At 69.1% G+C, this 12,486-nt stretch carries 9 protein-coding genes; 2 read left to right on the top strand and 7 right to left on the bottom strand.

Annotated elements, in window-relative coordinates:
* From ACJA3G_RS16365 to ACJA3G_RS16385, 5 genes are all read right to left on the bottom strand, one after another.
* The coding region (locus ACJA3G_RS16365; RefSeq protein ID WP_406553726.1) for a condensation domain-containing protein at positions 1 to 492 on the bottom strand (492 nt) is incomplete at its 3' end.
* Positions 419 to 1,516, bottom strand: a complete 1,098-nt coding sequence (locus tag ACJA3G_RS16370; RefSeq protein WP_406553718.1) for a condensation domain-containing protein — start codon at positions 1,514 to 1,516, stop codon at positions 419 to 421. The genes ACJA3G_RS16370 and ACJA3G_RS16365, both read right to left, overlap by 74 nt.
* Positions 1,513 to 3,375: an asparagine synthase (glutamine-hydrolyzing) gene (asnB, locus tag ACJA3G_RS16375; RefSeq protein ID WP_406553719.1), complete on the bottom strand. Its 1,863-nt coding sequence runs from the start codon at positions 3,373 to 3,375 to the stop codon at positions 1,513 to 1,515. The genes ACJA3G_RS16370 and asnB overlap by 4 nt, the downstream gene beginning before the upstream one ends.
* A 47-nt stretch (positions 3,376 to 3,422) precedes the next feature.
* Positions 3,423 to 5,492, bottom strand: coding sequence for a condensation domain-containing protein (locus tag ACJA3G_RS16380; RefSeq protein WP_406553720.1), 2,070 nt, complete (start codon positions 5,490 to 5,492; stop codon positions 3,423 to 3,425).
* Between the two features lie 35 nt (positions 5,493 to 5,527).
* Positions 5,528 to 5,764, bottom strand: a complete 237-nt coding sequence (locus tag ACJA3G_RS16385) for a phosphopantetheine-binding protein (protein ID WP_406553721.1) — start codon at positions 5,762 to 5,764, stop codon at positions 5,528 to 5,530.
* Positions 5,765 to 6,125: 361 nt separating this feature from the next.
* Here ACJA3G_RS16385 and def point away from each other — a divergent pair, with 361 nt between their 5' ends.
* Together def and ACJA3G_RS16395 are read left to right on the top strand one after the other, a co-directional pair.
* Entirely contained in the window at positions 6,126 to 6,797 is a 672-nt protein-coding gene (def, locus tag ACJA3G_RS16390; protein WP_406553722.1) for a peptide deformylase, read from the top strand.
* 122 nt (positions 6,798 to 6,919) lie between these two features.
* A complete protein-coding gene (locus ACJA3G_RS16395) occupies positions 6,920 to 8,212 on the top strand; it encodes a cytochrome P450 (RefSeq protein ID WP_406553723.1) in 1,293 nt (430 codons plus the stop codon).
* Positions 8,213 to 8,307: 95 nt separating this feature from the next.
* Here ACJA3G_RS16395 and ACJA3G_RS16400 read toward each other — a convergent pair whose 3' ends face one another.
* A complete protein-coding gene (locus ACJA3G_RS16400; RefSeq protein ID WP_406553724.1) occupies positions 8,308 to 10,533 on the bottom strand; it encodes a terpene synthase family protein in 2,226 nt (741 codons plus the stop codon).
* A gap of 134 nt (positions 10,534 to 10,667) precedes the next feature.
* Positions 10,668 to 12,077: a family 2B encapsulin nanocompartment shell protein gene (locus ACJA3G_RS16405; protein WP_406553725.1), complete on the bottom strand. Its 1,410-nt coding sequence runs from the start codon at positions 12,075 to 12,077 to the stop codon at positions 10,668 to 10,670.
* Positions 12,078 to 12,486: the final 409 nt, after the last annotated feature.

Raw genomic sequence — 12,486 nt, forward strand, 5'->3', positions numbered from 1 at the left:
CCGCTCCCCCGCCCGGACCCCCGCGCGGCGCAGCTTCTCGGCAACGGCGTCCGCCTGGGTGTTCAGCTCGGCGTAGGACACCGTGCCGTCCGGGCATTCCGCGGCCACACGTGCCGGGGCGACGCGCACCTGCTGCTCGAACAGCTCGTGCAGGAGGGCGGCGGGTGTCGGCCGCTCGGGTCCGGTCAGCCGCTCGATGAGGTCGTCCCGGGCTTCCTGACCGGTCGGCTGAATCTTGTGCAGCGGTAGCGTGGGGTCGGCGACGGCTGTCGCCGTGATGTGCTCGAAGTGGTCCAGGAGTTGCTCGATCCGCCACTGGTCGAACAGGTCGCTGGAGTACTCGACGTAGAGCACCGAGTCCTCTTTGGCCGCGGAGATCTGGACGTCGAGGTCGAACTTGACGCGGCCGGTCGCCACATCACGCACGTCCCGGGGCCGCAAACCCACTCCCGGCGACAGACTCTGGTCCGGTCTTCTGCGCTCGTAGCCCATGGCCACGTTGAACAGCGGGTTCGCCCCTCGGCGGCGGGGGGGGCCGGATGACCCGTACCACCTGGCTGAACGGGACTTCTCGGTGTTCGAGGTCGGCCAGGAGATTTTGCCGCGTCTGCTGGAGGAACGCGCGGAAGGTGAGAGCGGGGTCGATCCGGTTCCGGACGGTCAGCATGTTCACGAACAGGCCGACGGTCTCGAACGATTCGGCACTGGCCCGGCTGGAGGTCGCCACGCCGACCGGGATGTCGGTACTGCCTGTCGTGCGGCCCAGCGTCCAGGCGAAGGCGGCGAGCAGGACCATGAACGGCGTGACCCTCTCACGCACCGCCAGGCCCTCCACCGCGGCCATGAAGCCGGGCCGCAGATCATGCCGCAGCAGTCGGCCGCTGTGTGTCGCCGTGCCGGTCGGGCGCGGCCGGTCCGCGGGCAGGGTGACCTCGTCGACACCGGCCAGCCGGGTGCGCCAGTACGACAGGTGGGCGTCGTCGGACGTTGGGTCGCTGTCCGCCGCGCGCTCGGCCTTGACGTGGTCGGCGAACTGCGGTGCGGGCGGGAGCGGCGCGCCCGTACCGCCGGACCCGCAGTACCGCTGCACCTCGTCCAGGAGGCACTGCACGGACATCCCGTCCACCGCGATGTGATGGAACATCAGGAACAGGACGTGGTGTTCGCCGGTCAGCCGGTAGACACGGGCGGACATGCGGTGCGGCCCGTCCAGCGTGAGCGGCTGTGCGCACGCCGCTTTCAGGGCCTCGCGCAGCTCGGGCTCGCCCGAGGTGAGCTCCACGAGGGGGCAGGGCAGCGGCGTGGGGGGATGCACCCGTGCCGTGGGTTGCCCGTCGACGTCGACGAACTCCGTGCGGAGGATCTCGTGCCGGTCGACCACCGTCTGCAGCGCGGCGCACAGCACGTCCACGTCCAGCGGCCCGGTGATGTCGTAGGCGACCGGCACCGTGTAGGCGGGCGAGGGCTCCATCTGGTGCAGGAACCACATCTGCTCCTGGGCGTGCGAGAGCGTCACAGGTCGAACTCCACGCCGCACTCGGTCACCCAGTAGTGCAGCTGGACCGCGGCCTCGATGCTCGGCCGGTTGACACCGGCGCCCAGTCCCTGGGACGGATCCGTCAGCACCGCCTTGACGCGGTCGGCGTCCAGCACGGTGGAGAGACCGCCCGCCCGGTCCTCACTGATCTCCTGCAGCTGCTTGCACAGCAACTGGCGGTAGGCCGGGTCCTGCGCGGTCGGGAGCGGCGACTTCGCCCGACGCACGATGCTGTCCGGGAGCAGGTCGCCCATCGCGGCACGCAACAGCCCCTTCTCCTTGCCCTCCAGGTTCTTCATGGCCCAGGGAACGCTGTAGACGTACTCCACCAGCACATGGTCGACGAAGGGCACCCGGCCCTCCAGGGGCCCTGCCTGCCCCATCCGGTCGCGGCGGTCCAGGACGGTGCGCAGGTAGCGGGTGAGATTGAGGTACGTGATCTCCCGCATCCGGCGGTCTTGCGTGCTCTCCTCCCCGGTCAGCGGGGTCTCCGACACGGCTTCCCGGTAGCGCTGGTCGATGTAACCGGGCACGTCCAGCTCCTTGTAGAGCCGGCGGTCGATGAGTCCCGAGTGCATCTCCATGCCGTGGAACGGCCCGATCCAGGGGAACGTCGCCGCCTTGACGTACCACGGGTCCTGGAACCAGATGTAGCCGCCGAAGAGCTCGTCCGCGCCGTCCCCGCACAGGGCGACGGTCGCCGTCGGCTGCATCTGCGCCGCCAGCCGGCGGAAGGCCACATGCGTCTCCAGACCGATGATCGGGCGATCCATGCCCTGGACCACGGCCAGTTGCTGCGCCGGGTCCATCAGGTCGTCCGTGGTCACCAGGAGTTCCCGGTGTTCCGCACCCAGACGCTCGACCATCGTGGTCACATGCGGGCTGTCGGGGGACTCGTGCATCTCGTCGCTGCGGAAATTGGCCAGGTTGTAGGCGTACTCCATGGAGAAGGTGCGCAGCGGGTCCCCTCCCGCCGCGGCGCCGATCTCGCGGTCGGCCAGCGCGGACACGATGCTGGAGTCGAGGCCGCCGGAGAGCATCACACCGAGCGGGACATCGGAGACCACCTGGCGGCGCACACTGTCGTGCAGGATCTCCCGCACCGTGGCGACCGTGTCGGACAGGCTCTCGGAGTGCGTGCGCGCCGGCAGGGTCCAGTAGCGGCGGCGCGCCACACCGTTCCGCCCGAACGTCACGATCTCGCCCGGTATCACTTCCCGCACGTCCCTGAAGACGGTCAGGCCGGGGGTGGGCGTGTATCCGAGGAGTTCGCGCAGCCCGTCGCGGTCGACCACCGGCCGCACCTGGCCGGCACGGAACAGTGCCTTGGGTTCCGACGCGAAGGCGAACCCCTCGTCGGTCAGCGTGTAGTGGAGCGGGTAGATGCCGAACCGGTCACGGATGAGGTGGAGCTGTTCACCGGCCGCGTCCCAGACCGCGAACGCGAACATCCCGCGGAGCCGCTCGGCACACGCCGGCCCCCATTCCTCGAAGGCGCGGAGCACGACCTCGGTGTCGCTGTCCGTCGCGAAACGGTGGCCACGCCCGGTCAACTCCCGCCGCAGGTCGGTGAAGTTGAAGATCTCGCCGGTGTAGGCCAGGACGACCGGTTCCGGGCGGTCGCCGCCGTCCGCGGCGCTGCGGCCCACCATCGGCTGGCCGCCGCCCACGGGGTCGATCACCGCGAGCCGGGTGAAGACGAGCATCGCGTGCCGCCCCAGCCAGCGTCCGCCGGACTCGGGACCGCGGTCGTGCAGCGCCGCGGCGAACTCGTCCGCGGTCCGGTCGCGCCCGGAGAGGTCCGTGGTGAAGGAGATGATGCCGCCAATACCGCACACAGTGACTCCTGGAGGAAGAGCGGGGGCACGGAGCCCGGCCGGACGGTTCAGTGGACGGACGGAGCACCAGGAGCCGGGGACCGGCCCGATGCCTGGGCCGCGTCACGGCAGAGCGCACGGACACGGGCGACGTCCAGCCTCCCCGCCTCGTCCCGCGGCAGCTCGTCGGCGAACGCGACATGGGTGGGCCGGGGTGCGTCCGGGGGCCACACCCGCAGCACCTGCCGACGCCACTTCCGTACGGCCTCGGCGTCAGGCGGGTTCACGGGTACGAGCAGGACGCCCGGGGCTGGATCGGCCGCGTCCCGCCCCGGCACCACGGCGACGTCCCGCACCCCCGGCAGGGCGGCGACGCGACGCTCGGCCTGCGCGCCTTCGAGGAGCCGGCCGCCCAGGTCGGCGGCCTGCTCGGCCGGTCCCAGGTAGCACAGGCGTCCCCGCCCGTCGATGCGGGCGCGGTACCCGGTCTCCAGATCGGCTCCCCCGCCGGCCGGGCGGAGGACGAGGAGACCCGGGGTACGCGCGGGCAGCTCCCGGTGATCGTGAGTGACGACGACGGGACGCCACGCCCGGGCGACGTGGGGCAGGGGCAGCGCGGAGTCGGAGGTCTCACTGTCCGGCTGCCACTCACCCCAGGCGACCGTCCCCGCCCGGGGGTGGTTGAGCACGAGGACGACCCGGCCGCCCGCCTTCACGTACGCGTGCCGGTCTTCGGTGGGAAGGAACCGCTCCACCGCCACCACCGCCGTGCCGTTCCCGGAGGCGGGCACGGCTTCCCTGGACGCCTGGAACCCGGGCCCGGCGACCGCACGCCGCACCACCGGCGCGTCGGGGTCGGTGAGCACCTCGTGGAGGGTCCGGCACCAGCCGTCGATGAACTCCTGCGCGGTGTCCGCGTCGAAGACGGGAATCGTGTAGTCGAGGCGTCCGAAGACGGCGTTCGGGGTCTTGCGCAGCTGGAGCGTGGTCTGGAAGGACTGCGAGGAGTTCGGCGCGAAGAACTCCCAGTCCAGCCGTAGACCGGGCACCTGCCCGACGTCGGCGGCGACCCGCGGATAGGACACGCCGAGCCGGTCGAAGACGCCCGCGCCGACGTCGGCTCCGTAGCTTCTGCGCAGTTCGCGCATCAGCAGGTGGAACGGGACCCGCCGGAACCGGTCGACGTCGGATATGGCGCGCCCCGCGGTTGCGACAGTGTCCCGGAAGGTGGCGCCCCGCTCCAGGGTGATCGCGCACGGAACCATGCTGACCTGCATCGCGATCCGGTCGCGGGTGGCCTCGGTACTCGTGTCGGCCGGGATGCACAGCGCGAGTTGTTCGTTTCCGTAGCGGCCGAGATGGGCGGCTGTGGCGGCGAGCAGCCCCGAGAAGAACGAGGTTCCCGCCTTCGCCGTGACGGCTCCGAGCCGGTCGAACAGCGACTCGGGCAGCTCGAACCGCGGTGTCGCGGCCATTCCCGGTGCCGGATCCGCATGGTCCGGCCGGGGCAGCACCAGGCTGGGGAAGGACGGCAGATCGCGGTCCTGCCAGTACCGTGTCGCCGCCGCGAGGGCCGCCTCGTCCAGTTCGTCCGGGTCCGTGAGGGGCGCGGCGGGTTCCCAGTCCGGGGCGGCCCCGCCACCATGTTCACGGGCCTCACGCAGGGCCTGGCTGAACTGCCGCGCGAAGACGAACTTGGACCGGCCGTCGAAGGCGATGTGATGGACGACCACCACCAGGGTCCGCCGGTCCCCGCCATGGTCGAGCAGGATGAGCCGGATCGGGGCACGGGACGTCAGATCCCATTCCAGCGGACGCCGGGCGAGAAACCAGGTGCGTGTCGCCTCTCGCTCACCGAGGGGAGGGCACGGCAGGGCCACCGACTCGAACTCGAAGACGTCATCGAGGTCGTTGATCTGGAACCAGTAGCGCTGGTCCCGGTCCACGACCGTGCCGCGAAGCTCCGGATGGCGACGGCATACGGCGGCGCAGGCCGACGCCACGCTCTCGGCCCGCACGGCACCGCTGATGGTGACGAAGAAGAACCCCGCGTTCAGCCGGTCGGGATGCCTCAACTGCTCCAGCCAGATCGACTCCTGTGCCAACGTCAGCGGCGCAGCAGGCTTGCTCCCCCACATCTCGCCTCCCCTGTCGTGACGATTCGGAGAGGGGATCAGCCGTGCGGGTCTTCGACGACTTCCGCCACCACATCCACGAAGTCGGAGAGCACCGGGTTCTCGAAAAGCAGCAGAAGGGGGACATCCGCTCCGAGTTCGGAGCGGAGATTGACGACGATACGGGTGCCGACGAGCGAGTCGACGCCCAGCTCCAGCAGATTGTCCGTCAAAGCGACCGGTTGTTTGAGTACCTCGGAGATGACCCTGGTGACAGTCTCACTGACGGCGGCCACGGCGGAATCGGATATCGGCACGGAACGCAACCCTCCCAAAGGGGCACTGTTGGACGCGTCATTCCTGATGGTGGGGCCGGCAGACCCAACGAGGTGCCAGCTTCGCAGACCGCCCCCCGGGTTGTCCACGAAGTGACGGTCATCTCCCGTGCATGCGGCGGCAGTTGTGCTGTGGCGCGCGCCCGCCGCGGTGATGGACGTAGACGATAGGCTGTCCGGGGTACTTCGCGTGCACGAGCGGGATCGAAGTCCCTTCCATGGATCTGACGCGGCCGACAGAGCCGGGCGGGTGGGCCGGCCGCACAGACGAATGGGAATGAACCTGTCGGATCTCGGTTTCCGTGATGAAAGGTGATGAACGGTGTCCACAGAGGCAACCGCTGCGACGGACCGCCGGGTCCGGCTCCAGGGAACTCCGGTAGACGCGTATCCCGACCTCGCCCCCGAGTCGAAGCGCGGCAAGTACCGGCGTATCACCGTGGTGGGCGAAGACGTGCTGAGCAGACCCTGCCGCACGGTTCAGGAATTCGGCACCGCTGAACTCCGCACCCTCGTCGACGACATGTTCACGACGATGTACATCGCCGAGGGCGCTGGTCTTGCGGCCAACCAGGTGGGGGTCGGTATCCGGCTGTTCGTGTACGACTGCCACGACGACAACGGCTTGCGGCACGTCGGCCACCTCGTCAATCCGGTCATCACCGAGCAGACACCCGGTGACCGCAACCTGTTGGACGAGGTGGAGGGCTGCCTCTCTGTGCCGGGGGCCCGCGAAAATGTCCTGCGCCCGGATCGCGTGGTGGTGCACGGAACGGACATCGAGGGCAACCCGCTGGTCATCCAGGGAACCGGATACTTCGCCCGGTGTCTGGAGCACGAGACCGACCACCTCAACGGCCGTCTCTATCTCGACCGCCTCGACAAGCGCCAACGCAAGGACGCCCTGCGGCAGATGGACTCTCTCCGTGAAGAGGTCTACGCCCAGCGGCGGAGCAACGGCGAGAAGCTGGGTGTCGAGGTCACCGAGCCGTGAGCGCCACGACGCCCTTCTAACGCCGATCCGATCACCCGTACGACACGGTCGCCCGCAGTGCTGAGCCCCACCGGACCGCCGCATCCGGGCGACACGCTCACAGCCGAAGGACGGTGCAGGACATGACGGAGACGCCGGCGGCCGGGCTGCGGGGGCTTCCGCTGGAACGGGAGTCCCCGTTCGCGCCACCGGCCAAGCTCGCCCAGCTCCGGGAGGAGCGCCCGCTGGCCCGCATGATCTATCCGGACGGCCACGAGGGCTGGCTGGTGACCAGCTACGACTTGGCGAAGGCCGTGCTGGGCGACCTCCGCTTCAGCAACCGCAACGACCTGCGCCACTCCCCCATCCCGCTGCCCCGCGCCGAGGCGAAGGCGTCACGCACCCCTCCGGGGCTGTTCAGCCGCATGGACCCGCCCGATCACACCCGTTACCGGCGGCTGCTGGCTCCGTACTTCAACGTGCGGCGCATGCGTGAGCTCGAACCGCGTATCACCGAGATCGTGAGCCGGTTACTGGATCGGATGGCCGAGCAGGGGCCTCCCGTCGATCTGGTGGAGGCGTTCGCGCTGCCGCTGCCCTCGCGGGTCATCTGCGATCTTCTCGGCATTCCGTACGAGGACCACGAGAGCTTCCAGAGAGACAGCGCGACCCTGTTCGACCTGACGGCGGAGGTCGGGGCGTCCAGCCGCGCCTGGGGCTCGCTCTACGACCGGCTGCGCCGACTGGTCCTGACCAAACGCACCGCGCCCGCCGACGATCTGCTCGGCTACCTCACGACGTGCGACCTCACCGACGACGAAGTGACGTTCATGGGCATCACGTTGCTCGTCGCGGGCCACGAGACGACCGCGAACATGCTGTCCCTCGGCGTCTTCACCCTGCTCGAACACCCTGATCAGCTGGCCCGGCTCCGTACCGATCCCACACTTGCGGAACACGCCGTGGAAGAACTCATGCGGCACCAGACCATCATCCACGCGGGCCCCACCCGGGCCGCTCTGGAGGACGTCGAACTGGCCGGCGAGGTCATCAAGGCCGGTCAGGTCGTGACGGTGTCCCTGGTGGCGGCCAACCGGGACGCACGGCGTTTCCCCGCCCCGGACACACTGGACATCTCCAGCGCCGCGGCACATGGGCAGTTGGGCTTCGGGTTCGGCATCCACCAGTGCACCGGCCAACAGCTGGCGCGGCTGGAGATGCGGATCGCCCTCGGGGAACTGTTCCGGCGGTTCCCCAGCCTCCGTCTCGCGCAGCCGGTGCGCGAGATCCGGATGCGCGACGACATGTCCATTTACGGTGTTCACCGTCTGCCGCTGACCTGGGACGAAGACGAGGAGCAGACGGAGGCGGTCCGCGGCCGGAGTGCGTCTCACGGCACCACGACTCACGGGAAGCGGTCGGGCGACCGGACCTGACCACCACCGCCCGTGAAGGGCCGGCCGGGCTGTGTGCCCGGCCGGCCCTCGTTGCGCGTGGTCAGTTACGGAAGTGGTCCCTGTCCTTCCCCCGCTCAGTGGTGGCCGAGCCGGACCGCCGATGTGCCCAGGCCGGTCGGGACCATCCAGTCGAGCGAGGGCATGGGTCCGCCCTGGGTAGCTGTGGCGTACGAGATACCGCTGTTGGGCAGGGCCGCGGGCAGATCGGCGTCCCGGTAGCGCCGCACGCTGATGTGCCAGTGCAGGACGGCGGCAAGGAAGTCCTTGAGCTCGTCCATGTAGGCGTCCAGGAGGTGGCGTTCGCCAGAGGTGAGGTCCAGTTCGTCGGCGAGTGCGGGCAGCTCGTGCCCCAGAGCGTGCTGGAACTGGTCCATACGGGCGCGCATGAGGTCGTCGACGATGTGCAGAGCGGTGGGGTAGTCACAGGCGAAGAAGTTCTGGAACACCAGAAGCATGTTGTGCAGCTCGCCCTCGTACTGCATCTCCTTCTGGTACGAGACGACGTCGTTGACCAGGAAGGCATAGTCGGAGACGGCATTCTCGATCGCCCGCAGCGTACCGCTCTCGTGCACGGCGGGCGGCAGCTTCCCCGCGTGTCCCAGCCGGGACAGGCTCATGATGAGATCAGCGCCGAAGGTCTTGCGGCGCATCTCGATGTAGTCGACGGGGTCCGGGATGCGGTGCTGGGCCTGGTTGTGCAGCTCCCACAGCCAGCTCTGCACCATGCCGGCCACCGCGTCGCGGTATGCCGCACGCTGTTCGGGATGCATGGGGGTCGTGGTGCGTTCCCAGAGATCGGCCAGGGAGCGTTCGATCGGGTTGATGGCCCCGGCAGTCCCGGCGGCGGGTTCTACGCAGTCCATGCACGCCAGCAGTCGCTCGGTGCACAGCCTCGCGCCGGTGAGGTCGCGGATGCGCCCGAAGACGACAGGGTAGTAGTCGTCGCCGTAGGTGCCCCAGGTCAGCCACTCCGCGCTCAGTTCGAGTTCCTCGGGGGTGCCGTCGGGGTCGAGGGCGGCCGAGCACAGGGCGAGGTCGTAGCCGGTGAGCTTCTCCAGGTCCCAGATGTCGTCGAGGAGCCCCATCCGCCCGGCCCAGGCGATGGAGGCCTGGCGCGCGTGGTCGAGGTGGGGGCTGGAGCGGACCGGGAAGGGCATGGCGAAGTCGGGCAGCAGTGACGGGCCGCGATGCCGGTTGAGCACCTGGGTATGGCTGCGGAGCCGGGCCTGGGCGGAGCGCCCGAGCAGCGCCTTGACGTCCACGGCCGACGTGCCCAGGACCCCGGCGAACATCGACCGCCGCTCGGCAGCTTCCTTGTTCATGTACCGGCTGGAGCGCATGTGCCACTCATGGCCACCGGACTGCCAGTCCTGAAGGCCCTTCACATACGCCCCGATCCGCGCGCACTCCTCGGGGCCGATCCCCGTCTCCAGGCAGAGGTTCGGGACCTCGGTGAGCGCGGTGTTCTCGAACTGCTGCAACCGGGAGGTCAGCAGGTCGTTGACGGCTTCGGCCGCCTCCTGGGTCGTACAGTCCAAAAACGTCTCCAGGACCAGGACGCCATTGCTGAGTTCCCCCTCGTCCTCCACTTCGCGCTGGTAGGAGAAGAGGTCGTTGCGCAGATGGACGGCGTCCGCGAAGGCGTCGGTCAGCACGCGCAGCGGCCGGGAGCCCGCTACCGGCGCCGGGAGTTCGGCGCTGGCCGCGAATTCGACGATCCCCGCCGACCAGGGGGCACCGCCCACCTTCCGCCGCATCTCGATGTACTCGACCGGGTTGGCCACCCGCCCTTCGTCGATGTGGACGAGCTCCCACATCGACTCATTGAGGAGGTTCCGCGTGCTCAGCGCGAACCGCTCCCGCCACGCGTGCGACATGTTCGGCACGGTCCGCGCCCACAGATCCGCCAGCCCGGCCTCCACCGGGGTGGCCGGCGCCGGGAAGCCGTCCGCGAGGTCCATCGGCATGAACGCCGGCAACCGGTCCAGATACGCCCGCGCCCCCTCGCGGTCCTGGGTCCGTTTGAACTCCTCCAGGAAGTGGTCGTCGAAGAAGAACACCCACACGTACCAGTCCGTCACCAGCGCCAGCGCCTCGGCATCACAATCCGGATGCGTGTATGCGCAGAGCAAGGCGTAGTCGTGCGCGTCGAGGTCGCTCTGCTCCCAGATCCCGGACCCCTCCAGCATGCCCATCTCGCGGGCCCAGGCCCGCGCATGCGTACGGGCGGCCTCCACGTGCGGATTGAGCCGGGCCGGATGGGGCACATAGAAGTCCGGCAGAACGAATGACTGGGACATGGGTGTTCCTCTGCTTCTGCTCATCATGCCGCCGGTGCCACCTGGACCCGCGTCCAGGGCCGGAGTCGCACGGGCGGCCGGGCCCGGTCACGGCCCGGGCCCGGCCGCCTCTGCGATGCGGTCGTACCGCCGGTTCAGTGCCAGCGGCTGACTTCGACGTTCTCCAGGACGCCGAGGGCGTCGGGGACGAGGATCGCGGCCGAGTAGTAGGCGGTGACCAGGTACGAGATGATCGCCTGCTCATTGATGCCCATGAACCGCACGGACAGGCTCGGCTCGATCTCGTCGGGGATGCCGCTCTGCCGGAGTCCGATGACGCCCTGCTCGTCCTCACCGGTACGCATGCAGATGATCGAGGTCGTACGGGCGTCGCTGACCGGGATCTTGTTGCACGGGAAGATCGGCACTCCGCGCCAGGTCGGGATGCGGTTGCCGGCGACGTCGATGCTCTCGGGGACCAGGCCGCGCTTGTTGCACTCGCGGCCGAAGGCGGCGATGGCGCGCGGGTGGGCGAGGAAGAGCTTGCTGCCGCGGCGGCGCGAGAGCAGTTCGTCCATGTCGTCGGGGCTGGGCACGCCGTCGTGGGGCTGGAGGCGCTGGCCGTAGTCGCAGTTGGCCAGCAGGCCGAACTCACGGTTGTTGACCAGCTCGTCCTCCTGACGCTCGCGCAACGCCTCGACCGTGAGCCGCAACTGCTGCTCGGTCTGGTTCATCGGCTGGTTGTAGAGGTCCGCGACCCGGCTGTGGACCTTCAGCACGGTCTGGGCGACGGAGAGTTCGTACTCGCGCGGCGAGGCCTCGTAGTCGACATACGTGTGCGGGATGACGGCCTCGCCGACATGGCCCGCGGCCAGGTCGATGGCCGCCTCGCCGTACTTGTTGGTCCGCTGCTGCGGGACGGTTGCCGCACCGTCGAGGTGGGCGCGCAGCGACTGGGCGCGCTCGGCGAGGTTGTCGACGTCGGCGCGGGACAGGGTGAGGACCGTACAGGCAGTGGCGGTCCTGTACGAGCTCTCCCAGACCGAGTCCCCTGTCAGCGCCGCTTCCCCGAAGTAGCAGCCGTCCGCGAGCGCCCCCAGAACCGCTTCGTCCCCGTAGGGGCCCGCCCCGACCTTCTGCACTCGGCCGTGTGCCAGGAGGAAGACCATGTCCTGGGGGTCCCCGGCGGTGACCAGTACCGTGCCGGCCGGGTATTCGCGCTGCTCGCAACGGCTCGCCAGCTCGCTCAGCACGGCGTCGTCCGTGTAGCCGCGCAGCACGGGCAGCTCTCCCAGCTCGGCCGGGATGACTTCGGCACGGCCGCCGGTCTGGACGAACGTGACGCGGCCGTCCCCCAACTCGTAGGACAACCTCCGGTTCACCCGATACGTACCGCCCTTCACCTGCACCCACGGCAGCATCCGCAGCAGCCACCGGGAGCTGATCTCCTGCATCTGCGGCACGGACTTGGTGGTGGTCGCCAGATTCCGCGCTGCCGACGTACCGAGACTCTGCTGACGGGGAAGGTCCCCGGCGCGCACTTCCTGGTCGGAATCAACTGACATAAGGAGAACCTTCCGATGGCATACGAGATTTTCGAGGCCCAGAATCCCCCTCGCTCGGCATTCGCGCCACCACCGCGGAGGGTGAATAAATTGCCCTCCCAAGGAATCATGGCCAAGGGATTCCACCCCTCGACCAAATTTCCGAATCGAAGACAAGGATGCAGTTCACAGCTGCATCAGGCCGCCTCCAGGGGGCGTAAGTCCCGTACGGGAGAGATAATGAGACCGGTCTTTTACGGATAGCCGACTTGTATGCGTAGCCGATATTGCTGCCTGTCCGCATCGAATCGAGGACGCATCCCGGGGGTATCCCGGCGGGATGGAAAAGGGGCCGCCGACCACATAGTCACCGGCGGGGCCGGACAGGTCCCGCGGAGTGGGGCCAGGCTCGCGGCCCTCCCTCCATACC

The organism is Streptomyces sp. YS-3 (assembly GCF_045257485.1).
Lineage (GTDB): Bacteria > Actinomycetota > Actinomycetes > Streptomycetales > Streptomycetaceae > Streptomyces.